The 23,155-nt window shown below is 59.7% G+C and carries 26 protein-coding genes and 1 pseudogene; 14 read left to right on the forward strand and 13 right to left on the reverse strand.

Features of this window, described 5'->3' with window-relative positions; all coding sequences use genetic code 11:
* Positions 1-88: 88 nt before the first annotated feature.
* Complete coding sequence (locus AN189_RS14340) at positions 89-799, reverse strand: L,D-transpeptidase (protein ID WP_056037283.1); 711 nt, start codon at positions 797-799, stop codon at positions 89-91.
* Between the two features lie 224 nt (positions 800-1,023).
* Here AN189_RS14340 and AN189_RS14345 point away from each other — a divergent pair, with 224 nt between their 5' ends.
* Positions 1,024-1,335 carry a DUF2933 domain-containing protein gene (locus tag AN189_RS14345; RefSeq protein ID WP_056037228.1) on the forward strand — a complete coding sequence of 104 codons (312 nt, stop codon included), beginning with the start codon at positions 1,024-1,026 and terminating at the stop codon, positions 1,333-1,335.
* Between the two features lie 273 nt (positions 1,336-1,608).
* Here the strand turns inward: AN189_RS14345 and AN189_RS14350 are convergent, their stop codons facing one another.
* From AN189_RS14350 to AN189_RS14385, 8 genes are all read right to left on the reverse strand, one after another.
* Positions 1,609-2,460 carry a TniQ family protein gene (locus tag AN189_RS14350; RefSeq protein WP_301281461.1) on the reverse strand — a complete coding sequence of 284 codons (852 nt, stop codon included), beginning with the start codon at positions 2,458-2,460 and terminating at the stop codon, positions 1,609-1,611.
* Complete coding sequence (locus AN189_RS14355) at positions 2,397-3,320, reverse strand: TniB family NTP-binding protein (RefSeq protein ID WP_253279630.1); 924 nt, start codon at positions 3,318-3,320, stop codon at positions 2,397-2,399. The genes AN189_RS14350 and AN189_RS14355 overlap by 64 nt, the downstream gene beginning before the upstream one ends.
* On the reverse strand, positions 3,280-4,914 hold the full coding sequence (locus AN189_RS14360) for a Mu transposase C-terminal domain-containing protein (RefSeq protein WP_157057504.1): 1,635 nt from the start codon (positions 4,912-4,914) through the stop codon (positions 3,280-3,282). The genes AN189_RS14355 and AN189_RS14360 overlap by 41 nt, the downstream gene beginning before the upstream one ends.
* Positions 4,915-5,224: 310 nt before the next feature.
* On the reverse strand, positions 5,225-6,142 hold the full coding sequence (locus tag AN189_RS14365; protein WP_027240785.1) for a cation diffusion facilitator family transporter: 918 nt from the start codon (positions 6,140-6,142) through the stop codon (positions 5,225-5,227).
* Positions 6,132-6,887 (reverse strand): transglutaminase family protein, encoded by a 756-nt coding sequence (locus AN189_RS18865; protein WP_027240784.1) that lies wholly within the window; start codon positions 6,885-6,887, stop codon positions 6,132-6,134. The genes AN189_RS14365 and AN189_RS18865 overlap by 11 nt, the downstream gene beginning before the upstream one ends.
* Positions 6,888-6,982: 95 nt before the next feature.
* A complete protein-coding gene (locus tag AN189_RS14375) occupies positions 6,983-7,582 on the reverse strand; it encodes a cation transporter (RefSeq protein ID WP_027238636.1) in 600 nt (199 codons plus the stop codon).
* A gap of 198 nt (positions 7,583-7,780) precedes the next feature.
* Positions 7,781-8,107, reverse strand: coding sequence for a YnfA family protein (locus tag AN189_RS14380; RefSeq protein WP_056037240.1), 327 nt, complete (start codon positions 8,105-8,107; stop codon positions 7,781-7,783).
* 1 nt (position 8,108) lies between these two features.
* Positions 8,109-8,537 carry a helix-turn-helix domain-containing protein gene (locus tag AN189_RS14385; protein WP_039965742.1) on the reverse strand — a complete coding sequence of 143 codons (429 nt, stop codon included), beginning with the start codon at positions 8,535-8,537 and terminating at the stop codon, positions 8,109-8,111.
* A gap of 207 nt (positions 8,538-8,744) precedes the next feature.
* Here AN189_RS14385 and AN189_RS14390 point away from each other — a divergent pair, with 207 nt between their 5' ends.
* The 10 genes from AN189_RS14390 to lnt are packed head-to-tail and all read left to right on the forward strand — an operon-like array spanning position 8,745 to position 16,197.
* Positions 8,745-9,311 (forward strand): SCO family protein, encoded by a 567-nt coding sequence (locus AN189_RS14390; RefSeq protein WP_050525832.1) that lies wholly within the window; start codon positions 8,745-8,747, stop codon positions 9,309-9,311.
* A gap of 5 nt (positions 9,312-9,316) precedes the next feature.
* Positions 9,317-9,739: a disulfide bond formation protein B gene (locus tag AN189_RS14395; protein WP_050525818.1), complete on the forward strand. Its 423-nt coding sequence runs from the start codon at positions 9,317-9,319 to the stop codon at positions 9,737-9,739.
* Positions 9,736-10,395 carry a thioredoxin domain-containing protein gene (locus AN189_RS14400; RefSeq protein WP_009807980.1) on the forward strand — a complete coding sequence of 220 codons (660 nt, stop codon included), beginning with the start codon at positions 9,736-9,738 and terminating at the stop codon, positions 10,393-10,395. Before AN189_RS14395 ends, AN189_RS14400 begins: the two co-directional genes overlap by 4 nt.
* 23 nt (positions 10,396-10,418) lie before the next feature.
* Complete coding sequence (locus AN189_RS14405; protein ID WP_009807979.1) at positions 10,419-10,886, forward strand: copper chaperone PCu(A)C; 468 nt, start codon at positions 10,419-10,421, stop codon at positions 10,884-10,886.
* Entirely contained in the window at positions 10,886-11,512 is a 627-nt protein-coding gene (locus AN189_RS14410) for an SCO family protein (protein WP_009807978.1), read from the forward strand. Before AN189_RS14405 ends, AN189_RS14410 begins: the two co-directional genes overlap by 1 nt.
* Positions 11,509-12,882 carry a M23 family metallopeptidase gene (locus tag AN189_RS14415; RefSeq protein WP_056037242.1) on the forward strand — a complete coding sequence of 458 codons (1,374 nt, stop codon included), beginning with the start codon at positions 11,509-11,511 and terminating at the stop codon, positions 12,880-12,882. The genes AN189_RS14410 and AN189_RS14415 overlap by 4 nt, the downstream gene beginning before the upstream one ends.
* Before the next feature lie 3 nt (positions 12,883-12,885).
* On the forward strand, positions 12,886-13,341 hold the full coding sequence (locus tag AN189_RS14420) for a DUF411 domain-containing protein (protein WP_009807976.1): 456 nt from the start codon (positions 12,886-12,888) through the stop codon (positions 13,339-13,341).
* A 12-nt stretch (positions 13,342-13,353) separates the two neighbouring features.
* Positions 13,354-14,136, forward strand: coding sequence for a ZIP family metal transporter (locus AN189_RS14425; protein WP_027238629.1), 783 nt, complete (start codon positions 13,354-13,356; stop codon positions 14,134-14,136).
* Entirely contained in the window at positions 14,120-14,623 is a 504-nt protein-coding gene (lspA, locus tag AN189_RS14430) for a signal peptidase II (RefSeq protein WP_216597750.1), read from the forward strand. Before AN189_RS14425 ends, lspA begins: the two co-directional genes overlap by 17 nt.
* On the forward strand, positions 14,620-16,197 hold the full coding sequence (gene lnt, locus AN189_RS14435) for an apolipoprotein N-acyltransferase (protein ID WP_253279631.1): 1,578 nt from the start codon (positions 14,620-14,622) through the stop codon (positions 16,195-16,197). The genes lspA and lnt overlap by 4 nt, the downstream gene beginning before the upstream one ends.
* Here lnt and AN189_RS14440 read toward each other — a convergent pair.
* Both AN189_RS14440 and AN189_RS14445 read right to left on the reverse strand, forming a co-directional pair.
* Positions 16,178-16,690 carry a murein L,D-transpeptidase family protein gene (locus AN189_RS14440; protein WP_056037245.1) on the reverse strand — a complete coding sequence of 171 codons (513 nt, stop codon included), beginning with the start codon at positions 16,688-16,690 and terminating at the stop codon, positions 16,178-16,180. The two genes, lnt and AN189_RS14440, sit on opposite strands and share 20 nt — an antisense overlap.
* 63 nt (positions 16,691-16,753) lie before the next feature.
* The gene (locus tag AN189_RS14445) at positions 16,754-19,108 is read right to left on the reverse strand and encodes a cation-translocating P-type ATPase (protein WP_056037250.1); all 2,355 of its coding nucleotides are present in this window, start codon (positions 19,106-19,108) and stop codon (positions 16,754-16,756) included.
* A 181-nt stretch (positions 19,109-19,289) separates the two neighbouring features.
* On the opposite strand from AN189_RS14445, the gene AN189_RS14450 reads away from it, so the two are divergent.
* Positions 19,290-19,574, forward strand: a complete 285-nt coding sequence (locus AN189_RS14450; RefSeq protein WP_040182668.1) for a hypothetical protein — start codon at positions 19,290-19,292, stop codon at positions 19,572-19,574.
* Positions 19,575-19,622: 48 nt separating this feature from the next.
* Here the strand turns inward: AN189_RS14450 and AN189_RS14455 are convergent, their stop codons facing one another.
* Positions 19,623-20,285 carry a L,D-transpeptidase gene (locus AN189_RS14455; RefSeq protein WP_027238623.1) on the reverse strand — a complete coding sequence of 221 codons (663 nt, stop codon included), beginning with the start codon at positions 20,283-20,285 and terminating at the stop codon, positions 19,623-19,625.
* A gap of 104 nt (positions 20,286-20,389) precedes the next feature.
* Here AN189_RS14455 and AN189_RS19195 point away from each other — a divergent pair, with 104 nt between their 5' ends.
* A complete protein-coding gene (locus AN189_RS19195; RefSeq protein ID WP_157057505.1) occupies positions 20,390-20,584 on the forward strand; it encodes a hypothetical protein in 195 nt (64 codons plus the stop codon).
* Between the two features lie 280 nt (positions 20,585-20,864).
* Here the strand turns inward: AN189_RS19195 and AN189_RS14460 are convergent.
* Positions 20,865-21,945: pseudogene (locus AN189_RS14460) on the reverse strand (hypothetical protein).
* Between the two features lie 226 nt (positions 21,946-22,171).
* On the opposite strand from AN189_RS14460, the gene AN189_RS14465 reads away from it, so the two are divergent.
* A complete protein-coding gene (locus AN189_RS14465) occupies positions 22,172-23,080 on the forward strand; it encodes a recombinase family protein (protein ID WP_056037293.1) in 909 nt (302 codons plus the stop codon).
* The last annotated feature ends 75 nt before the right edge of the window (positions 23,081-23,155 follow it).

A 23,155-nucleotide genomic window follows, 5' to 3' on the forward strand; every position in this document is an offset into this window, starting at 1 on the left:
GACGCATCACTCCAAAATGCGCTACGTCTTCCTGCATCTCATAATTTCTTAAGGTGTTACTCTGCACCTGAGCATAATTGGCCCTCACTTAGGTCAGATCAAATTCGCTTGGCGCAGTCACAGCATTCTCCGGAGGATAGAGGAATGCTGTCGAACCGGTTCTGACCTCGGCATGCAAGTCAATGATATGTGCCATCACCATGCGCACGCATCCAGAGCTCGCCCGGCTACCGATTGATCTTGGTTGAGGTGTTCCGTGGATGCGCAGGTAAGTGTCCCGGTTCCCCTCGTAAAGATAAAGCGCGCGCGATCCCAAAGGGTTCGTCGGTCCGCCATCCATTCCATCAGCAAAGGGCCCGTAAACGTCTGGTTCGCGTTCAATCATTGATGCAGTCGGGGTCCATATCGGCCAACGCGCCTTGCGCTTGATGTTGTAGATGCCCGGCTCATACAAATCACCCCGCGCGATCGCGACGCCGTAACGCATGGCCGTACCATCACTCTGAATGTGGTAAAGATATCTTGCGACGGCATCCACATGAATGTCCCCTGGCACGAGGCCGGAATTCGCCGCAACCCGCTGCGGCAAGAAACGGGAATGCAAGCCCCAAGGGTTTGACGTTGCGGGATCATAGTTTGACGGCGTTACCCGCGCATCCCATCTCGCCCACATGGATCTGTCGGATATGGGTGTTCTTTTTGGCTCGACCACATCCTGTTCCTGCGCAAGTGTCGGCAACGGTGCTGCAAACAAGGCGGCCGTAGAAGTCAGAAAATGGCGCCTATTCAACTGATACATGTTCTTCTCTTTTGGCTTTGCTTTACAAGCACTTGGGGTAGGCATCGAGATGCCCTTGGGACTTTTGAAGACTCTTAGACACAACGATTCTATCAATCATCCACAATAGCAAACGCGAATATGATCGGGTAGCTAGTGCTAATATTTATCGAAATGTATCCTTGACCCTCGTCTACTGGAAGCTTGTAAGGCTGTGCTCCAGAAAAGTATGGAGAAAATGGACTATGGCAAACGAAGATCAGCAGCAAACAGCGGGTTCGTCAAAACTGATGCATTACGGCATGATGGTATGCTGCGCTGTCATGTTGCTTCCTGTCGCTGCATTCTTGCTTGCGGGTGGGACGATTGCCGGGATGTGGAACAATCTCGGGCTTTTTGCGCCAATCGCACTTTGCATTGGCGCACACGTCTTAATGTTCAAAATGATGGGCAAGTCATGCCACAGCTCGAAAGAGGAACAGGACCAAGAACCCGTTGCAGATGCTAGCTTCGAAGACGCTCATGCATCGGTTCCGGAAGTTGCCCGCCAATCGTAGGCCTGCATGGCGTCTGTCGCTAGCAACCGCGAGCCTCATCACTCTCGGCGCGTGCTCTACCGTGGAAACTGAATGTCCGTATGACGAAAGCTCTGTTGCGCGTGATTTGGTTCTTCCCGAGGGATGCTTCTTGCAAGGGGCCATAGGCGATCAGCTTCAGAGTGTATCTTGCGCTGATGGCAGAACGGGTTTCACATTCTAATTACGCCTTAAGTCATCTGTCGCGTTGCCTTTAAATCTGAGACGCGACGCTTTCGGCATCGAGTTTTGCCCTTAATTGCGAGATTTGGCTGTCATGGGGCCTTTGCTTCTCGCCCGCCTCTGCGCAATCTGATCAACTGCGGCAAGCAGACGTGGCTCCTTCTCGAAAGTGCGCAAAAGAGCAACCTTTGCATAGTCGTCGATGCCGGAGCTTGAGATGGCCGCTTTGATCAGTGGACGAGATTGGGCTGCATCAATGGCAGCAAGGCAAAACAGCCTCACTTCCGGTTTGTGGCTCTGAAGAGCAAACAACGGCTTCCGGTGGCAGCCCTTAAGTGACATGGCAAAGGTGACCGCGCGCATTGCGCGCCGAAGTTGCTTGGGGCTGCGTGATCGCGCGGCGCAGGCAAGCATCCCTGCCCCGCGGCGCGCTCGGTATATCAGTTTTCCAGATATTTGTTCTTCACCGATTTTGCCAAGGGTCTGCACAAGTCTCGTCCCGCAAACCTGACAGTCAAATGCCCAGGCCCGCCTCCAATGCCTGAGCGAAAGGCCCTCTCGGGAGCATTGCAGACAATGCTGGAATGGCATCTGGGCCGTCAGTGAGGCTTCTCCTGGCGTTATTGCCGGAAAGGTCAAAGATCGCACGACATCTGGGGAGACACGTGCAGCGCTCGCAATCTTCTCCGCCGCTGCCGCGTCGATGCTGAAGTCCAAGGCGGTGCCATGCGTGGTATCGACTTCGATATGAGCCAGCAGTTCGGCGTCATCACAGTAGTTGGCCGCAGCCAACCGAGACAACCAACCTGACAACAACTCGTCTGGAAGCGGTGCGACAGTCTTTGGCAGCGGTCGCGGCGTCACCCCCCGGACTTCTCGAGTCGCCGATGGGCGTTCGCATGGCGCGACCAAACCGGCGTCCATTTTGCGATTGCGTCATCGGTGATGCATTCCTCACCTGTGACAATGGCGTCGATGGAAAGATCCTTGATCAGTGCGAAGATGCGCGAAGTCACCCCGCCGCTCAGCGCCAGTATCTGCTTGAGCGACTTGACCTTCAGATTGGATTTCTTCTCGAGGGGCATTGCCGCGATGAGTGTCTGGATCATGTCCGAGAACTCGGCATCGTCGCGCCAGTTTGGCAGGTGATGTTCGTCCAGTCGCCTGGCAAGCTGGATATCACCTCGGATGGCATCGACGGCCTCGCTGACCCCGAGGCAGACCAGCGACACCTCGAGTTCATTGCTGAGATACCGCAGAACATTGAGAAAGCGGCGCTGTTCGCGGTGGGTCCCGGCCAAGAGATTGTGAACCTCGTCGATCATGATCATCCGCAGGCCGAGGTCGCGCAAGAGCGCGATGACACGGACTTCGAGGGAAGCCACATTTTGAGCGCGGGCGCTCAGTGCCGTCGCCGGGGCGCCGACGGCGGCCAGGATGTGCAGATAGAACCGCCGTTCATCAGGTGCGGGCGGCGCTTGCAACAGCAGCAGCGGCGTGAGGGTGATGCCTGATGCCGGATCGTATTCTGGTGCGTACTTGCGCGACAGGTTTCGGGCAATCATTGTCTTTCCGATCCCGGACGCGCCATGCACAAGAAGCCCTGGCATACGGGTTTGCCGAGGCGCCTCGATCATACACTGCAAACGGTCCAACACCTGTTCGGCCCGCGGAAAGCCGATCCAGATGTCCGATTGAATGAGGGCGACCCGACCGTCTTCCTCAGTTGTCCCTGCCGTCAATTCACCATCTCTCCACCTTGAACAATGGGCGCGATGTATCACCCGTGTCGATCGCGCGCAGCCCTTCGGTTGTCGCGACAGCCGAGTTGGCGCCCTCCAATGTCACTTTTCTTTCACGGGATCGGCGTTCGGCCTTCGTCAGGCCCCGGCTTTCAGCTTCGACCTGGCGTTGCTGTCGGATCAGCTCAGCCAGCACCAGCTCATTGGACCCGGACTTGCCAAGGGCACGGGCCTTCCTCATCGCATCGCGATATTCCCAGAGTGACACGGGCGGAATTTCCAGGTTTCTGTACCGCGCCTCAACATATCGGCCATCGTCCAGTTCGACCCAGATCATTGAGATATCGCGAGGATCGTAGCGAACGACCACCTTTCCATCCCCGCGCCCAATGTGGCCTGCGAGGACATCGGACCAGTACCGTATCTCGAACAGATGGATACCGTCCCGCCTGATCTTGCGCAGTTCGCTCGGCAGGAAGCTCACCCAAAAGGTTTCCATCTCGAAGGGGATGTCGCCCATCATTTTTTCTGAGAGCGCCTCCCATTTGGCGACGGGCGTGCAGCCAAGACTTGAATGAATGCTGTTGTTGTAGCGGCAGATTTCCAGAGCAAACCAGCGATCGAATTCGCTCAACGTCATCGTGGCCATGCCTTCGGCGTCATAGTCGCCCTTGGCCGCGATCGAGGATTGCGTTGTTCCCGGCAACAGGTGAACGGCCCCCATCATCGTCCCGATCAACCGTTCGATGTGACCTCCGAAATGAGGACTTCCCGGCGGCCGATAGACCAGATCGATCCCCCATTCCGCACATGCCGACTGAAAAGCCCGCGACCGGAAATCGCGACCGTTATCGACGTGGATGCTGTGCGGTTTACCCTGCGCTGGCCAAGGAACATTGCACGCCAATTCCGCCAGAAGTTCCGCCTTGGGGGCCACCGCCTGTGTCAAGCAAAGCGCCACTGACAGACGCGAAGGTGCCTCGAGAGTGGTGTAATATCCGGTTACCATCCGCGTTGCGACGTCGATCGCCAGCGTGACCCATGGTCGGCCAATTGGTTGGCGTTCAAGACTATCGACGAGAATGATGTCCGCAGGCGTATGGTCGATCTGCACGACCTCCAGTGGCTGGTTTGCCTTGTTTTCGCCTGTGACGGCCGCAAATTTCTGGCGGGCCGCCTTTGCGCCCTCGCGTGCCTTCGCAACTTCACGGGCATCCATTGCATCCAGACGATGCTGAACCGTCCGCCTTGTCGGCGGCTGCAAGCCCTGTTGCCAGCAGGCGCTGCGGATCTCAGTCACGACGCGCGAGAGGCTCGAACGCTCCCGGCGCAAGAAATAACGGCGAAGATGTTCTTCGATCACCGCTTCGACCTTGCTGGATATCAAGGTCGTACCGGCCGGGCGGCCCCGTTTCCGCGGAGCCAGCGCGCTGGTGCGTCCACCTTCTTCGACCAGCCGCTTTATCCAACGCCAGACCGTCGCCCTGCTGACACCAAGCTCCCAAACGGCGTCATTGATGCCACTTTCCAGACTGCCAGTCCCTTTCAGAAATGCTTGAACAAGCGGGCGCAGCACCGCGGCCCTGCGCGCCTCTTCAGCGCCAACTGCAACGGAGTCTTCGCCATAATCATCCATCGATATTTGCTGCACATGTCTGTGAACCCTGTCTCAGGTTTAAGGGCAAAAATATCGGAATTAAAGGCAAAATCTCATATTTAAGGGCAAAGGACAGCCGTTGATTTCGTTGAATCTCTCATCTCACAATTAAGGGCTACGCGACACCTTCCGCCACACAAGGTGAGGCAGAGCCCATTTAAGGGCTACGCGACATATCTGTTTGGAGGCCAGATGCACTTGGACGGGCGGGCGATCGACCAAAAGAGCGCACCAATCAAAACCAGACCGGACAGCAGGCCTACGACCACTAGTATGCCTTGGGCAATCGTCATGAGCGGTGTCCGAACACCTGCGCCTCCTGATGCGCATTGTCGGTCGCTTCGAATTCAAGCGTGGAATGCTCGATTGAGAAACGTTCATGCAGCACCGATTTGACGTTTTCTTTAATTTTGTCGGCCTCACCCATCCGGTCGCGTTCGACAACAATATGGCAGTCCAATGCCGCAGTGTTCTCCTGCATTTGCCACAGGTGGACATGATGCACGTTCACAACGCCATCGACACTCTGGATCGCTCTGACCACGTCATTTCCATCAATATCTGGTGGGCTCCCAAGCATCAGGGTTCGAATTGGGCCCCCTATTTCGGTGAAGGACAGATACAGGATGTAGAGCGCGATGCCGATGGTGATGGCCGGATCCACCCAACGCATATCATAAAGTATAATGAGCGTCCCGCCGACTATGACGGCCACTGAAGCCAACGCGTCCGAAAGGTTGTGGAGAAACAGCGCGCGGATGTTCACGCTCCCCTTCTGCATCGAATAGGTCAGCATTGCGGTCAGCGTGTCGACCACAAGCGCAATTCCACCGAGAATGACGACGGTCCACCCCATGACTTCGGGTGGATCAATCATGCGCATGCCACCTTCGTAGATCAGGTAGAAGCCGATCACGATCAGGGTGGTGTAGTTGATCAGGGCAGCGACGATTTCGACCCGGCCATAGCCGAAAGTCATGCGCTCATCGGCCGGGCGGCGCGCGATCTTGCGCGCGGCGAAGGCAATGACAAGCGAGGCCATATCGGAAAAGTTGTGCAGCGCATCGGCGATAAGTGCTAGACTGCCCGACAATATGCCCCCGACGATTTGCGCAACAGTAAGTAGCCCATTCGCCCAGATCGCGATCGCAACCCGTCGATCCCCAGAATTCGGATCGATATTCGCGTGCCCGTGATCATGCGGCATTGGCAGGCTCCTCATGCGCGTGTGTCGCGCGTCGGTCAGTCTTCAGGCGGCCGCTGCGGAAACCACGTACGCGCGCATTCATCCAGTGGCGTATTATATGACGGTAAAGGGCACCACGCAGCCTTCCAAAGGATTGCTCATGGGACAAATAGAAGGCGTCGGGCGTATCGTACACGCCGAAATCTTGCACGATGCCGGTTTTCTGAATGTAGGTATCTTCTCCGTTCCAGGCGACGGGAGGCGCGCCAAGGCAATCCGTGCCCGCGCCATAACCGCAGAGACTGTCCGTGTCCGAGAACGATCTTTGCAGGACTTCGAAGAAAGCGTCATCCAGGATGAAGCCTTCAAGGTTGATCCAGGCCCCTTGAAATTCGATCTCTACCCACGAATGGAGAATTTCCTCTGGAGCAAGCGGATACACCAACTCTGGGACAACACCGCGCTGCAAGCCTTTGTGGATCGTAAACCCATGCAACCGGCAACGAACGCCAACACCACGCAGCAGCGCCATTAAGAGCGTGCCTTTCGTATTGCACTGCCCGTAGCCGTCGGAAAGTACCTCGGATGCGGGGATGTCGTCAGCTCGATTGTATCCGAACGAGATTTCATTTCGAACGAAATCATAGGCAGCTCCGATCCGATCGTATTCGGATAAGTCGCGCCAGCTGCGGCTCTCTATTAGATGCGCAAGAGGCGCGGCATCAAAATCCAGTAGTTTGGTGGGTGCAAGTAGGGGGTTGGTTATCTGCAACGGAGTCGCTCCTCGAATCGTCTTGGAACAGACTAGTCTCTATAGGTACTGTAGCTTCAACCCCTTCTTTTAGAAACGATCTCTCGCAACTACTTGTCCGTGTGAACTGCTTTGTGGTGTTCACCGTGTGCGTCGCGTAGGATATTGACACCGCCCCAGGCCGCGATCCCGGCGATAATCACACCGACGACTAGGTCGGGCCAGTTCGTTCCCAGCCAGGCAACGAGGCCACCTGCGACCACGATTCCGAGGTTTGCCGCAAAGTCGTTCCAGCTGAAAGTATTGGCCGCGCGGATGTTGACGTCCGGATCTTTGAGCCGAGCGAGCAACCAGACACAAACTGAGTTGATGGCCGCCGCGCTCAGCGCCATGACGATCATAACGGTGCCAAGGGGATCCGACCCACCGACATAGCGGCGCCAAGCATCATAAAGGATCCCGATGGCGAACACGATCAGCAAGCAGCCCGAGACATTCGCCGCACCACGTTTCCATTTCGCAGACCGCGACAATGCAAACAGACTGATTGCGTAGACCAAGCTGTCTGAAAGGTTGTCGAGCCCGTTTGCGATCAGGGCACTGGAATCCCCGAAGGCCCCGGTCGCAAAAAAGGCCATGGCAAGACCCACGTTTAGACCGAGAACAATCCAAAGGGTGCGTCTTTCGCTTGCTCCTTTTCCTGCAGTCATACTTCCCATTCCGCTTGGTCGACTATGATCCTTCAACCTCTCGGGCAGATCAGAGTTCCGGATTGATTAATAATGGTCAGTTCCATGTACGACCGCCGGGAGCTGTCAGTCAGGCGTCTCAACCAAAGTAGAGTATAGCCCTTTTTATGGGGCGATGAGATCGCGATTTGAGACGGTTTCAAGTTCAAACCATAAAGTTCAATTGGTTCGTGGCGCGGCCAGTATTATAGCTGCGCCGAGCAAGCAAACGGCTGTGCCAAGCGTATCCCACCTGTCCGGTCTGTGACCCTCTGCAAGCCACATCCACAGTACCGAAGCCGCAATGTAGACTCCGCCATAGGCGGCAAAGGCGCGGCCCGCAGCAACCGTTTCGACTTGCGCCAGAAGCCACCCGAATACCACCAAGGCTACAATACCCGGTACGAGCCAGGCCGCGGATGCGCCGAGGCGCCACCAGCTCCAGATCGCGAAACACCCGGCGATCTCGGCCAAGGCCGCAAGCGGATAGGCAAGCGCGGCAGGCATCTCAGGCACCGATCTCGTCGTGTTCGGTCAAACATTCGGAATGATCCCGCAACACCTCAAGCACCTTGCAATCGGCGGTACGTCCACCGCTGCATTCGTGAACCATGCGTTTCAGTTCGGTGCGCAGCGCCTTCAGACGGGCCATGCGCTGCTCCACCTGCTTTAGCTGGCGACGCGCAATCGCGTCGGCTTCTTCGCAGGGCCGATTGGGCTGGTCGCTGAGGTCGAGCAGCTCGCGGATCGCATCAAGCGAGAAGCCGAGTTGTCGCGAATGGCGGATAAAGGACAGTCGGTCGAGCTGTGCATTGTCATAGCGCCTCTGTCCGCCTTCAGTCCGGCCGGGTTCGGGCATGAGCCCGATCTGCTCGTAGTACCGAATGGTCTGCACCTTTGTGCCGGTCTTCTTTGACAGAGTGCCGATCGTGAGCATCTTCGCCTCCATGAAAAGTTACAGTCTTTGTAGGTTTTGCCGCCCCAATAGACAAGTGCCGGATTCACAGACGCGTGAGTTTAAGCCACAACGTGATTTCGCGCTTGAACCTCTAGTAGCTAGAGGATGTAAACGCGGCAATAATCAAGAATCAAAATCAGGCGCACAGGATTGTCCCTCACATCGGCACAGAAATTTCTTTGGGTTTTGGCAGGCGTCGCGTCGCTTGCCTTCGTATGGTTTTTGCTCTGGTCGGACTATCGCGCTGACCGCGCCCGAACCGACACCGATCCAGCGTTTGTCGCTGCATTCGAATTGACGGACCACCAAGGTGTGGTTCGAACGGAAGAAGACTTTTCGGGGCGTTGGATGTTGGTATTTTTCGGCTTCAGCAACTGCCCCGATGTCTGCCCGACGACACTGTCTGAGGTCGCGGCGGTGATGGACGGTCTGGGCGACAATGCCGCGAGGGTCCAGCCGATTTTCATAACCATCGACCCCGAACGGGACACGCCCATGGCACTCGCCGAATTCGTTCCGCTGTTCGATGCGAACATCATCGGGCTGACAGGTACGCCCGAACAGATCGCCGCTACATCCGAAACGTTTCCGATCTTCTTTGAACGCATCGAAGAGGCCACAGCGCCGGATGGCTACACAATGGGCCACACGTCGCATCTGTTTCTGTTCGACCCCGAGGCAGGCTTTGCAGACTCATGGCCCTATGGCACGTCCGCTGAAGAGATTCTCGCCGATCTGGAAGAGAGGATCTGACCGACATGAACCGCGTACCCGCAGAAACCGCCCTCGGGCTGGCATGGATCGTTGCCCTCGTCGCCTCGCTTGCTGTACTTTTCATCGGCGAAGTGATGGGGCAGACACCCTGCGTGTTGTGCTGGTTCCAGCGCGCCTTCATGTTCCCGCTCGCGATCATTCTCGGCCTCGGCCTTTGGTGGCGAGACGGCAGCGTCGGGCGCTATGGCATCGCTCTGGCGCTTGGTGGTGGCGTGGTCGCCCTGTGGCACATGGGCCTCTACGCGGGCCTGATCCCCGAACGTATCCAGCCCTGCACGGCCACCGGCCCCTCGTGCACCGATGATAACCAATTGGTCTTCGGCATCCCGATCCCGCTGATGGCGCTGGCCGCCTTCGCGCTGATCGGGTTCCTGTCGGCCCTTTCATTGAAGGAAACACAAACATGAATCGACGCGGCTTAATCCTGTCCGTTCTCGCCCTCGGCGTTGCCGGTTTCGGCGGAGCCACTTGGTACGCGACTCGCCCCGGCCCCGCGGCCGAAGCAAAAACCGTTGCGCCGGAACTCGCGGACGCGATGATCCGCTCTTACTCGCCCATCCTCGGACCTGCCGACGCGCCCGTCACGATTGTCGAATTCTTTGACCCGGCCTGCGAGGCTTGCCGCGCCTTCCATCCGATCGTGAAGGACATCATGGCACAGCATGGAGATGCCGTCCGCGTCGTTATCCGCTACACCGCGTTTCATGGCGAGGCATCCGAGGAAGCGATCCGCGTGCTCGAGGCAGCACGCATGCAAGGCGTTTACGAGCCGGTGCTCGAAGCCGTTCTGCGGGATCAGCCGAGATGGGCGTCGCACGGCGCGCCTGAGCCCGGTCTGATCCTCCAGATCGCCGCCACTGCCGGACTCGATGCAGAGGCCGCGCGCACGCAAATGCTGGCACCGGATGTCGTTGCGATCCTGAATCAGGATCGTGCGGACGTCGAAACCGTGGGAGTTCGCCAGACTCCTACTTTCTTTGTAAACGGCAAGTCGCTCGATCCATTCGGGGAGGCAGAACTGCGTCGATTAGTGGCCGCGGAAGTTGCCGCCGTGCAAAGCTGAATGGAAAAGGCAGGACCAAAACGATGAAAAAGATTATTATGACGGGCACACTGGCCGCGCTCTTGACCTTTGGAGGGCTCTCAGTACCCGCACTGGCCGGACCCGTGGATGTCGTCGTCGAAAGCGCCTGGTCCCGCGCCTCCATAGGGATGAACCGCCCCGGGGCCGCCTACATGACGATCCGCAACACTGGCGACGAGCCGGTGACGCTGATTGGTCTTTCAACACCCCTCGCGATGATGCCCGAGATCCACGAGACGAAGACCAATGCCGAAGGTGTGAGTTCCATGAGCGCGGCAGGTGAGATCGCGATCGCCCCGGGCGAGAGCGTCGCGCTTGAGCCGGGCGGCCTCCACGCGATGTTGATGCGGCTACAACAACCCATGACGGAAGGGGAAACCTTTCCGCTGACCCTACTTTTTGTCGACGGGGGCGAGGTGACAGTCGAGGTGCCGATCCTTGGCATCGCCGCACGCGGACCGGAAGACTAATGCGACGAAGGACGATCGCAGGATACGGCGCGGCCGGTGCCGGTGCAATTGCCTTGACGCTCTTCGTCGGTTGGTGGCGGGTCGACGGACCCGGTGCGCCCGAACCTATCGAGCAGCGGCCTATGGCTCTGACCGAGATGGATTTCCGCCTGACTGACCATGAAGGCAACGAGGTCGGGCCGGAAACCCTGATCGGGCGACCGACGATGGCGTTCTTCGGTTTCACTTACTGCCCCGATGTCTGCCCGACCACGCTCTCGGACATTTCAGGTTGGCTCGACGATTTAGGAGACGAAGCCAAACAGTTGAACGTGGTTTTCATCACGGTCGATCCCGAGCGCGATACCGTCGAGGCGATGGCAGAATATGTCAGTTATTTCCACCCAGCGATCCGCGGCTGGACGGGACCGGAGGGGCAGATTGCGCGCATCGCGGACGGCTTCCGCGCTGCCTACGAGCGGGTGCCCACGGAAGGCGGCGACTACACGATGAACCACACGGCCAGCGTCTTCCTGTTCGGTGCCGCTGGACGGTTCGTCACCATGATTGACTATCATGAACCGAGGGAATTCGCGGTACCGAAGATCCGCCGCGCGTTGGAAGAAGAAACGGAGGGAGCGACATGAGGCTCAGAACTTTTGCGGCAGGTGTCGCGCTTGCGGGGACCGTTTCGGGGGCGGCTATCGCATTCTTCGATGTTCTGTCGAAAGAACCCGTGCCGCCAGAACTTGCCCAGGCAGGTAGCTGGATGCCCCAGCGTCCTGAAGCTCCCCGGAGCCTGGATATTCCGTTGTCGCTGCCAGCTACGGCGTGGGTGGAAGATACACCCGGCTTCGGCCCCTTGCCCCTGCTGCAGGCCGCTGTTGTTGACAGGCCGATGCAGGCCATCGAACCGCCCCTGTTGACTTGGTCTCGCGACATCTCTTCTGGTGAAACGCTCGACTCCTTGCTTTCCGAAGCCGGTCTTGCGGGAGCCGACAGGGCGGAAGTCGCCCTTGCACTTGGCGCGGAATACGATCTGCGACGGTTGCGGCCGGGGAATTCGGTCACTGTTGTTTCGACTATGGATGGCAGCCCCCGCACCGTCTCGCTCGCCGTCGAGGACGGGGTGCGGATCGAGGTGCTTTTTGGCGAGCAGGTGTCCACGCAGGTCGTGGCGCCGGATCCGGAGATCGTAACCCTTGCTGGGGAGGCCGTGATCGACACCTCGATCTTCGCGGCACTCGACAATGCCGGCATCCCCGCCCGATTTGCCGTGGACCTTGCGCAAATGCTGGGTGGAACCGTGGATTTCCGCCGTGAGATGGCTGGAGGCGAGACACTAAGGCTTCTCTGGCGCGAGACGCGCGTCGGCGATGACAAGATCGGACAGCCGGACCTCGCCTTCGCCGCACTGGAAATCGGCGATTCGCTTTACGAGATCGTTTGGCCGGACGACGGCAGCGGTCAGGCGACGATCTACGTCGATGGCGAGGTGCTTCGCGTCTTTGCACAGCCAGTCGAGGGCGCGCGCCTCAGCTCGGTGTTCGGGCGCCGCACACATCCTGTCTACGGAAACGTCCGGATGCACACCGGCGTCGATTTTGACGCGGCAAGCGGGACGCCGGTACGGACGACGGCACCGGGCCGGGTCAGCTTCATCGGCTGGCGAGGCGGTTATGGACGCGTGGTCGAAATCTCCCATGGCTCCGAGACCATGACGCGCTACGCGCATCTCAGCGCCGTGTCGGAGGGCCTAACACAGGGCCAACGCGTGGCGGCGGGAGATGTGATCGGCCGCGTTGGCGCAACCGGCACAGCGACAGGTCCCAACCTGCACTACGAAGTCCTCGTAGATGGGCGTCCGACTGACCCTCTCTCTGACGACAGGCTCGCCGAAGCCGCAGAGAACGAGGTGGATGATACCGCCGCGCTGTTGCGTCTGACCGAGGCGCGCGCGCTTCTGACTGAAAACCTTGACAGCGAAATTGCCCAGACGACAACCGAAAGGCTCTGACCCATGAAACGCATGACCCAAGCTCTGACCATCGCGCTCGCCCTGTTCCCGGCGGCCCAGGCCCTCGCAGAGGCAACAGCGATAGACGTCCGCAAGACCAACGGATGCGGCTGCTGCCTGTCCTGGATGAACCATCTCGAGGAAAACGGATTCGCGCCGACGGGCGAGAACATGTTTGGCGGGTCGCTGGTTCGTTTCAAGCTCGACAACGGCGTGCCGCAGCGCATGGTCTCCTGCCATACCGCGCTCATAGAGGGCTACGTGATTGAAGGCCATGTCCCGGCCGCTGATATCCGCCGCCTTCTTGAGGAACGCCCGGACGCCGTCGGCCTCGCCGTTCCGGGAATGCCCTATGGCTCGCCCGGCATGGGGCCGGAAGAAAACCGTGAAGCTTATGATGTCTTCCTCATCCGCGAGGACGGGTCGACCGAAGTCTTTTCAAGCTACGCCGAAGGATAATCTGGCCCGCTTATGGAAAACCTGTCTCCGATAATGCTCGGCTTTCTCGGAAGCCTTGCCGCCGGATCGCTCACGGCAGTCGGAGCAATTCCCGTGCTGTTCGGGCGCATCCCGTCGCGGGCGACGCGCGATCTGTCGCTCGGCTTCGCTGCCGGCGTCATGCTCTCAGCCTCGTTCTTTTCTCTGATCATCCCGGCGTTGGATGCGGCGGAGCCGATGTTCGAGAACGGCGCGATGCCTGCGGCCATCGTTTGCGTCTCGATCCTTTTGGGCATGGGGGCCGTTGCATTGATGAATGAAAGGCTGCCGCACGAGCATTTCAGAACGGGACGCGAAGGGCCCGAAGCGGCGTCCTTACGGCGGGTCTGGCTGTTCATCATCGCAATCACGATCCACAACTTCCCGGAAGGCCTCGCGGTCGGAGTTGGCTTCGGTTCCGGAGGTATGGAAGGCGGTCTGCCACTCGCCATCGGCATCGGGCTTCAGAATGCGCCTGAAGGGCTGGCCGTTGCGGTATCCCTGTTGGGCGAAGGATATCCGAAGCTGCGCGCCTGGGGCATCGCCGCGCTAACGGGAATGGTCGAGCCGATTGGCGGTTTGCTCGGGGCCGGCATCATCACACTGTCGGAACCGCTGCTGCCATGGGGCTTGGCCTTTGCCGCAGGCGCCATGCTTTATGTCATCAGCCACGAAATCATCCCCGAAACCCATCGCAGCGGCCATCAGAACAAGGCAACGCTCGGCTTGGCCGTCGGGCTCGTTTTGATGCTTTTTCTCGATGTTTGGTTGGGGTGACGCAATGCCAGTGCATAAACTATCTCCGGTGATCGGCATTTTTGCGGCGCTTGCCGCTTTCGTAATCGATCAGATCACAAAAGCCATTGTTGTGGCGAATGCGGCCTCTTTAAGCACTGGAATCGCCGTGTTTCCAGGTTTTAACCTTGTCTTTTATCGCAATGATGGCGTCACTTTCGGATTACTTGGCGGCGCACCATGGTGGAGCCTCATAGCTCTCGCTCTTGCCATCTGCGGCTGGCTGGGGGTTATGCTGTTTCGCGCCGAAAATGCGGTTGAAACGCTCGCTTACGGAGCGATCATCGGTGGAGCCTTGGGCAATGTCATTGATCGTGTGCGGTATCGGGCTGTAACGGACTTCCTGGATTTCTACATCAACTCAACGCATTGGCCTGCCTTCAACATGGCCGATGTGTTTGTCGTCAGTGGCGTGGGGCTCTTGCTCGCCGCACCCTGGATCAGTGCGCGGCGTCCGATCAAGTCGTGAAGCCGGCAATTCTGAACTGCTTCGCTCTGCGCAAACGTCTGCTCTCGCGGATGACGCTTGGTTTCGCCGCCGGGCCGCTGACCGTTCTAACCTTCCCGCCTTTCTCGATTCTGCTTCTTGTTCCCGTTGCCTATTCTGCGTTGTTTGTCGGTCTTCGCGACCTCTCCTTCGGGCGTGCTTTTCTCGTCGGCTGGGCGTTTGGTCTCGGCCAGTTCGGTTTCGGGATTTCGTGGATCGCGGAAAGTTTCTACGTCGAGGCCGAGCGTTTCGGGGCGCTGGCGATCCCGGCCGTCGCGGGATTGTCCGCAGGTCTCGCGATTTTCCCGGCCATTGCCGCCGTGCTCTTCGTCGAAATCGCGCGGCGCGGAGCCATGGGCAGTCTCCTGGCCTGCCTCCTGTTCGCGACCTCATGGACCGCGGCCGAGTGGTTGCGCGGTCACGTTCTGACAGGTTTTCCGTGGAACCTCGCCGGCTACGCTCTTGTTGATTACGCCGCCCTTCGCCAGCCCGCCGCCTGGGTGGGAAGTTATGGGCTAAGCTTTCTCACCGTGTTCGTAGCGGCACTCCCCGGCGCGGCTCTCATGGCGGTCGGGCGACAACGATTGATCATCTCGCTCATGCCGCTGGCCGGCATCGTAACGATGTGGGCCATCGGCACGCTTCGCCTCCAGTCGGATGCACCACAGCCACCGGATGTCGACCTGCGCATCGTTCAGGGCAACGTACCCCAAGAGGAGAAATGGGCGCCCGAGAACCGCGAGGCGACCTTCGCGCGCTATATCGAGCTTTCAACCCAGCCCGGCGATTTCGACGTTCTTCTCTGGCCGGAAACTGCCTTTCCCGGTTTCCTCGATGAGGATGCCCAGGCGCGATCCCGTATCGCGGCTGCGCTTCCGGACGGCAGCGTGCTGCTCACCGGAGTGCCGGACCGTGTACCGAGTGAGGATGGCACCCGATATTTCAACACCGTCCAGGCTTTTGACGATAACAGTGAGATCCTGACCGGATACGCGAAACACCATCTCGTGCCCTTTGGCGAATACACTCCATTCCGCGGCTGGTTGCCGATCGAGCGGCTGACAGCGGGGCTGGGCGATTTTACGCCTGGACCGGGCCTGCGAACGCTTGCGCTTCCGGGTGTGCCGCTGGTCGCCGTGGCGATCTGCTATGAGATCATCTTCCCAGGCCATGTGGTCGACGACCTGTTCCGACCCGACTGGATTTTTAACGCGACAAACGATGCCTGGTTTGGAACCAGCATCGGACCCGAGCAGCATCTGGCTTCCGCACGTATGCGCGCCGTAGAGGAAGGCCTTCCTGTCATCCGAGCCGCGAATACGGGCATCTCTGCCGTCATCGACGCGAACGGAGAGATCGTTGCGCGGCTCGATACCGGGGAAAGGGGCATAGTCGACGCTGATCTTCCCTCTGCGCGGCCGCCTACGCCATATGCGCTTTTTGGGGACTGGATGTTGCTGGCGCTCATCTTGGCTTCGTGGAGCTGGGCTCTGGCGGCCAATGCGACGGCTAACTACCGCCGCATGAGAAAGACCGTCATGCATAGATGTGGATAGGCGTTCCGTCCTTCACCATTGCATAGATGTCCTCGATCTGCCGATCTGTGACCGCGATGCAGCCAGCTGTCCAGTCGCGGATGTCCGTCGGGTCGATGCCGGGGCGTGGACCACCATGGATGAAGATGTCGCCGCCGGGGGAAAGGCCCTGCGCTTCGGCAAAGGCGATGTCGGCCTCATTCGGATAAGAGATGCCAACTGAAAGATGATACGTACTTTCAGGGTTGCGCTTATCGACTATGTAGGTGCCCTCCGGGGTCCGACCGTCTCCCTCGAATTGCTTGTGACCCTGAGGAGCGAAGCCCAGCCCGATCGGATAGGTTTGCAGCACGCGATCGGATCCGTCGAGAACAAGCAAACGCAGTCCCTTGTAGAGCCGAAGTCGCGTCACTTCGGGTCCGTCATAGCTGCGGAACTTGCCGGCACAGCCCGACAAAAAGGCCGCTAAGCCACCCAACAGGACGGCGCGGCGGGGAAATCGGATGGTTTTCACTGCTCGATGCCTCTTTCGTGAGGTCTGATATGGAAATAATGTTACCTTGCAAATGCCGCGTGATCAATGTCCGTGGGCAAGCGCGGCCTTTGCGATCTGTGGCCCAACCTGCTCGCCACCGGACGGCGGTGCCTTGGCCTCTTGGCTGTTAAGCAGGCGCAGGGCGTTCGCCACCACCAGCAATGACACACCCACGTCGGCTGCAATAGCGCCCCACATCGATGCCATTCCGAACGCGGTAGCGACAACGAAAACTCCCTTGGTCGCCAAGGAAATACCGATGTTCTGATGGATAATCGACATTGTCCGGCGCGAATGACCGATCAGCCAAGGCACCTTGCCGAGGTCGTCGGTTATAAGGGCAATGTCCGCCGTCTCGATTGCCGCGTCAGAACCGACCGCACCCATCGCGATGGCATAATGCGCGCGCGCCATTGCGGGAGCATCGTTCACCCCGTCGCCGATCATGGCAACCATGTCATGAGTTTTGACCAGTTCTTCGATGGCTGTCACCTTGTCTTCGGGCAGAAGCTCAGCGCGCACCTCGTCGATACCGACCTCGGCGGCAACGGCGCGCGCTGTTCGCTCGTTGTCACCGGTCAGCATGACGATGGTCTTCACGCCCTGCGCGTGAAGTTGCGCCACGATGCCCTTGGCATCAGGGCGGATGCGATCGCGCAGTTCAAGAATGCCGGTCACACCGGATTCATCGCCGACAGCGACAAGGGTGCTGCCGGCGCCTTCGATCCGCTCCCGCAGATCCTTCGGAATAGCGTCGCCGAAACCCTTCTCCTCGGCAAACCGGTCCGACCCCAGCCAGATCGACCGTCCGTCAGTGCGTCCTTCAAGTCCCCTGCCGGGAATGGTGCGGGTATCCTCTGCGGCGGACACCTTGACGCCGTCGGCCTCCGCCCGCGCGAGAATGGCACGCGCCAAAGGGTGCGACGAACGTGCCTCCAGTCCTGCGGCGAGGGTCATCAAATCTTGCGCTGAAGCCCCGCCCAGCGGGTGCACCGTCGCCACTTCCGGCTGGCCCATGGTGATTGTGCCGGTCTTGTCCATGGCCAGCGCCGTCGTCCTGCCCGGCGCCTCTACATAGGCACCGCCCTTGATAAGGACGCCCGCCCGCGCCGAAGCGGTGAGCGCTGCGACGATGGAGACAGGGGTCGAGATGACCAGAGCGCATGGGCAAGCGATCACCAGCAGCACGAGGGCATTGTAGAACCAGTAATCCCAGGCTCCGCCGAAGATAAGCGGCGGCAGTAGCGCAATTGCGACGGCGAGAGCCATGACGATAGGCGTGTAGATGCGGGCGAACTTTGCCACCCACTGTTCCACCGGCGCGCGGCGGGCATGGGCGTCGCCGACCATGCGGATGATCTTGGCCAAGACGGTATCCGAGGCGGCCTTCGTGGCGCGCACCGTTAGTGTACCTTCGCCGTTGATCGTGCCCGCATAGACCTCGTCTCCGGCCTCTTTGGGTATCAAAGCACTTTCGCCGGTGATCGGCGCTTGGTCGACCGCGCCCGCGCCACCCGTCACCTCGCCGTCGAGCGGGATACGGTCGCCACCGCGTACAATAAAGCTTGAGCCTACGGCGACTTGCGCCGCCGGCATGTCGGTCTCGCTTCCGTCATCGCGGATCACGCGCGCCGTAGGTGGCGCAAGATCCAGGAGCGCCGACACCGCGTTCCGCGCGCGCCCAACGCTCCAGCTTTCGAGAAAGAGGGACAGCGAAAAGAAAAAAGCCACTGTCGCTGCCTCGAAGAATTCACCGAGCCCGATGGCTCCGGCGACTGCGACAACCATCAGCAGGTTCATGTCGGGCGACAGCCGACGTGCGGACGACCATGCCTTCGGTGCCACAAGCCAAACGCCGAATAGGATAGCAACTGCAAAAAGCCCTGCCTCGGCCAGCGGCATCGGCGCTTCGCCGTGCCCCGCGAAGAGGCCGAGCGCCCCGCCCATACCGGTCTCGATGATGTGCCAGAGAAAACCCGCCGCCCAGAAGCCGCCGCTGAGAGCCGTAAACAGCCGCTGTCGTGCAAGATGGGCCGCTTGGTCGACCGACGCGTTCTCGGCATTCCACGGCTTCGCGGTCATGCCGGTGCTCGCGACAAGTTCCGCAACTTCGTCGTCCGATACACTCTTTGCGCTGTCCAGAATGGTCATCCTCCCGTTGATCACATCGAACGCGAGATGCTCGGCCCCGCCGATCTGCGGGCCGATTACCTTATTCAAGATCGCGACCTCCTCGGCGCAATCGAGGCCAGACACCTGAAAACTGCGCCCGCCGGTTGGCGCGGGCGTCGTCGGTGCGATGTCGCCGCACGTTCCGGCGCTACCACAGCAACTGCCGCCGCTTGCCTGGGCATCTTCGGCGTGATCGTGATCGTGGCGGTGGGTGTCGGACGGCATGAACGGACCTCTGGATTCGGGTGCTTTGTAATGACATAGCCCCTACAGTAGCTAGAGCTTCAAGAGAAAAGTTCGGTGGTATTTCCGTTTGTTTTCTTGCTAGACGGTCCGACGACAGCCTCAATCACGGCGTGAGGCATAAAAAGCCGATACTAAGAAAACAGAAAAGAAAGGAAACTCGATGCAGGTTTTGATGCTGAAGCAAAAAATGATGGTTGCGGTGGCGCTTTTGCTCACGACAGGATGCGCCATCCAGCCGACAGGTCCGAACGACACGGCAGACCAGACGGGCAACGTTCCCGAAGCCGTGGTTGCGATGGCTGCTCCGGATCAGGATGTTGCAACCGCGCGCCTCGTGCCGGAAGACGGCTGCTATTGGTACGAACACAGCGGGCCGGTCGAAACGACGCTGCTGCCGTTGCGCACGGCGAACGGTAATCCGATCTGCGTGGCACGCGAAGCTTGAGGACGCGCCACACGTTGGATCAACGCGCCTCAGACCTACGCACCACACTCAACTTCGCGCGGTGACACTGTCCTCCGCCGAGTACAAATGTGCCGTCGATTCGATCTCAACGTTGGGATAAAGTTCGTTAATGTGAGCCATGACCATCCGCACGCAACCCGAACTGGCTCGACCGCCGATACTTCTCGGATAGGGCGTGCCGTGTATTCGAAGATAAGTGTCGCGGTCTCCGACGTACAGATAGATGGCTCGTGATCCCAAAGCGTTTTCGGGGCCGGGTTCCATCCCGTCGGCCCATCGTGCGTTTTCCGGATCCCGCTCGATCATGTTCTGGGTCGGTGTCCAATGCGGCCACCTCACCTTGCGTTTGATCGTGTAGACCCCAGGCTCGTATAGGTTGCCCCGGGCAATGGCCACACCGTAGCGCATTGCGGTCCCGCTCTCCTCGATATGATAGAGATAACGCGCGACCGCATCGACATGGATGTCTCCTGGCACGAGTCCGGGTTTCGCGACCACGCGCTGGGGCAAAAAGCGCGGGTGTAGGCCCCAAGGGTTTGACGTGGCCGGATCGAATCCGGGCGGCGTGACTTGCGCGTCCCATTCAGCCTTCTGTGCCTCGGCGGGCCAGGTATCGGCCAACAGGGGGCTGGAAACAGACGCGGAGAATAGCGCCGTTGTTGTTTGAATGAAGTGTCGTCTTGTCAGCATGTCTTACCCTTTCGGTTCCCACCAGCAATCTATGGCAAGAACGGTATCTGTTCACTTTGATTAGATAAGACTTCTAGTGGCTAGAGGTTCAAGGACATATTTTCGTGAACACACACGATCCTTGTGATCCGCAATTTACCATCCGCTACTACGAAAAGATCGGCGCGCCGCCCAGCCTGACCCGGCCTGTTCCCGAGACCACGGTTGCTGCAGAGTCAGATCCTGTCGAAGCTGGCTATGGAGGAAGGCCATATCGCCCGCTTCGCCTGAGCAGCGAACGGCAGTGTGGTGAACTTTGACTTGCACGGTGACGGGGGCAGGCAAAGCAGCAACGACAAACAGGGCCGCGCAGTGTCCAAAATACCGGGCGTCTTGCTCGCCGCCTTCACCAGTCATCATAGATGGTGAAGGCACAACCGCACGGAAGCGCCGGCCACAGCGGCCTTGCGCACTGGCGAGGAGTATCTCCAAATTCGAGCACCTTGATTGCCAAGGTTCCGGCGGGCTTTGCCTCCTCCTACCGGAACTTTGGCCGACTGGCACGCACCCGTCAGGATACCGAGCGATGACGCTCATCTCTTAGGTCGTGGTGCGCCACATCCGGAACCGGCCCTGCCCGGTCACTTCGCAGATCAAACCCCGCGCTTCCATCCAGACGAGGTTGCGCTGGACGGCGGCGCGGCTGGCACCGGTCAGGGTCTCGGCCATTGGGGCGGAGACGAGGGGCCATTCGGCCAGCACGGCGCGCAATGCTGGTGGTGTCTTGCCAGAGAGCGGGGCCATCATGGTTTCCGCCCGAGCTGACCATGCCTGGATATCGTCGAGGTGTCGCATTGCTGTCAGGCATGCTGTTTCCATTCCCTCGAGCCAACGCTCTAAGCGCTCAGCCGATGGGCCACTGGCGCGCAGCCCCCCTGCCCCGCGTGTAGCCAGAGGCGCAAAGATGGCCCCCCCCATTCGAACTCGGGCCTTCGCTGGCGGCAATGCGTGCGGCGGTAACCGCCGCTTCCATCCGGTCGCCCTGTTGCCCGAGGCCCGCAAGGCTCCAGAGGTGAAACCCCATGCAGGCGCGTGTGATCGGGTGCAGGTCGGCGGCTTGCGCCATCAGGTCAAGCCAACCGCCCGCGCGATCCGCAAAGGGCTCGGCTTCATCCGCCATGTTTTCGGGGTCACGGCGATCGAGGAAAGCGGACAGGTCCACCCCTGGGCCGGGACCGCCTGTCAGACGCCGCACTGCCCATCCGACACGCGCGAGCGCTGCGGTGTCGTCCTGCACGCCGGACAAGCGCATGGATATCCAGAGCGCCAGCCGATCCGGGCCAATTCGGTCGCCTGCAAACCAGCTGAGGTCTGCCGCCTCCATCAGCGCGAGCCTGTGCCGCCAGCCCTCCGGACCACGGTGCAGACGGTCATCCAGTGCGCCAATCCGGCCAGCCACACGGGCGAGATGGGCGGCATTGCCTGCCTCTGCCTTCCGCCAATCGTCGAGGACTGCGGTTTCACGCAGCTCTGCCCTCGGTCCGGGCGGCAGATATTCCGGCTCCACTTCCATCGGACCGGGCAGGAACCACAGGTCGTCCTCAGACGCCTCTTCGAGCCCCTCCGCATCCACTAGAGGGTCGTCAAAAATATCATACTGCGTGGAAACTTGAGGCTTCATATGTGCAAAATACGGCACTTTTGCATTTTACCCAAGTGTTTTGTCAGAGTGCGCCTGCATACCTTATATAGCACGCGCGCTCGGTGGTCTGCGAGATTTCTCTGATCGCGCTCAGCGTATGGAAACCAACGGCTTTATGATGAACAGCGCCACAGAGCACGCCCTTGCATCTGTTTACAAACGGTCGTTTAATAACGGTACCCTAAATTGCAAACGGCCCGTTTTCATGCCCCTGATAGGCTATGCACGCGTATCGACAGAGGATCAGACCCCCCTGCCCCAGTCTGAGGCCCTACAAACCGCAGGATGCGTCGAAATCTTCGAAGAGCACGCCTCAGGCGGCAATCGCGCGCGTCCTGTGCTCGCGCGGGTGCTCGAACGCGTCCAGGGCGGCGATACGCTGGTCGTAGTGCGGATCGACCGACTTGCGCGGTCTCTGTCGCACTTACTGGAGGTGATCGAGCGTCTGGAGGCCAAGGGCGCCTTCTTCCGCTCCCTGCAGGACCCCATCGACACTTCATCGCCGCAGGGCAAATTCACGCTGCAAGTTCTGGGCGCTGCGGCCGAGTTTGAGCGCGCTCTGATACGTGAGCGCACAAAGGCCGGGCTTGCCTCTGCGCGCGCCAAAGGGCGCATTGGTGGCAATCCTGGGCTTCGCACCAAAGACCCCGCCGCACTGCGCAAGGTGCGGCTGGCACGACAGGACGGCTACATGGAGCGCCTGAACGAGACCGCGCAGGATTGGGTGCCCCATGTGCGCCGCCTGCGCCCCGATATGGCTTGGGAAGACATCCTGCGGATTATCAATGCCCCCCTGCCCCCAGATCGCCATTGGACACAAAGCCGCCTGCTCCGCGCCGTGAAGGCATATGTACGCGACGGGTTTCTACCCGCCGAGGTCCTAGCCCGAGCTGGACGCCGCGAAACCGACGATCGCCTGCCGGCGATTGTCGCCGCCATCAAAGGCGCGGACCCCGACATCACGCTTCAGGCGATCTGCACCCGGCTGGAAGCGATGCGCGAACGCACGCCTCGTGGCCGAACAAGATGGCAGCCGTCTTCGGTGAAAATGCTGTTGGAGCGGGCGGAACGACTTGGCCTCATGCCGTACGAATCGAGCCAAAATCAGATGTAGCTTCTGACCCGAATCCAAAAAATTTCACCGGGAGAAAACTCCGCAGGAGGCAGAAAGTGCCATTAGTTGCTTGGG

This window comes from Loktanella sp. 3ANDIMAR09 (genome assembly GCF_001420005.1).
GTDB lineage: Bacteria > Pseudomonadota > Alphaproteobacteria > Rhodobacterales > Rhodobacteraceae > Loktanella.

What these genes read in the sequence shown, in the direction of transcription:
- AN189_RS14350 (WP_301281461.1), bottom strand. Translation starts at nt 2,460, where the DNA reads ATGGACGCCGGTTTGGTCGCGCCATGCGAACGCCCATCGGCGACTCGA.
- AN189_RS14455 (WP_027238623.1), bottom strand. Translation starts at nt 20,285, where the DNA reads ATGCTGACAAGACGACACTTCATTCAAACAACAACGGCGCTATTCTCC.
- AN189_RS14410 (WP_009807978.1), top strand. Translation starts at nt 10,886, where the DNA reads ATGCGACGAAGGACGATCGCAGGATACGGCGCGGCCGGTGCCGGTGCA.
- AN189_RS14380 (WP_056037240.1), bottom strand. Translation starts at nt 8,107, where the DNA reads ATGCCTGCCGCGCTTGCCTATCCGCTTGCGGCCTTGGCCGAGATCGCC.
- AN189_RS14385 (WP_039965742.1), bottom strand. Translation starts at nt 8,537, where the DNA reads ATGCTCACGATCGGCACTCTGTCAAAGAAGACCGGCACAAAGGTGCAG.
- AN189_RS14420 (WP_009807976.1), top strand. Translation starts at nt 12,886, where the DNA reads ATGAAACGCATGACCCAAGCTCTGACCATCGCGCTCGCCCTGTTCCCG.
- AN189_RS14365 (WP_027240785.1), bottom strand. Translation starts at nt 6,142, where the DNA reads ATGCCGCATGATCACGGGCACGCGAATATCGATCCGAATTCTGGGGAT.
- AN189_RS14425 (WP_027238629.1), top strand. Translation starts at nt 13,354, where the DNA reads ATGGAAAACCTGTCTCCGATAATGCTCGGCTTTCTCGGAAGCCTTGCC.
- AN189_RS14415 (WP_056037242.1), top strand. Translation starts at nt 11,509, where the DNA reads ATGAGGCTCAGAACTTTTGCGGCAGGTGTCGCGCTTGCGGGGACCGTT.
- lspA (WP_216597750.1), top strand. Translation starts at nt 14,120, where the DNA reads ATGTTTGGTTGGGGTGACGCAATGCCAGTGCATAAACTATCTCCGGTG.
- AN189_RS14345 (WP_056037228.1), top strand. Translation starts at nt 1,024, where the DNA reads ATGGCAAACGAAGATCAGCAGCAAACAGCGGGTTCGTCAAAACTGATG.
- AN189_RS14400 (WP_009807980.1), top strand. Translation starts at nt 9,736, where the DNA reads ATGAATCGACGCGGCTTAATCCTGTCCGTTCTCGCCCTCGGCGTTGCC.
- AN189_RS14340 (WP_056037283.1), bottom strand. Translation starts at nt 799, where the DNA reads ATGTATCAGTTGAATAGGCGCCATTTTCTGACTTCTACGGCCGCCTTG.
- AN189_RS14445 (WP_056037250.1), bottom strand. Translation starts at nt 19,108, where the DNA reads ATGCCGTCCGACACCCACCGCCACGATCACGATCACGCCGAAGATGCC.
- AN189_RS14405 (WP_009807979.1), top strand. Translation starts at nt 10,419, where the DNA reads ATGAAAAAGATTATTATGACGGGCACACTGGCCGCGCTCTTGACCTTT.
- AN189_RS14450 (WP_040182668.1), top strand. Translation starts at nt 19,290, where the DNA reads ATGCAGGTTTTGATGCTGAAGCAAAAAATGATGGTTGCGGTGGCGCTT.
- AN189_RS14465 (WP_056037293.1), top strand. Translation starts at nt 22,172, where the DNA reads ATGCCCCTGATAGGCTATGCACGCGTATCGACAGAGGATCAGACCCCC.
- AN189_RS14395 (WP_050525818.1), top strand. Translation starts at nt 9,317, where the DNA reads ATGAACCGCGTACCCGCAGAAACCGCCCTCGGGCTGGCATGGATCGTT.
- AN189_RS14360 (WP_157057504.1), bottom strand. Translation starts at nt 4,914, where the DNA reads ATGGATGATTATGGCGAAGACTCCGTTGCAGTTGGCGCTGAAGAGGCG.
- AN189_RS14375 (WP_027238636.1), bottom strand. Translation starts at nt 7,582, where the DNA reads ATGACTGCAGGAAAAGGAGCAAGCGAAAGACGCACCCTTTGGATTGTT.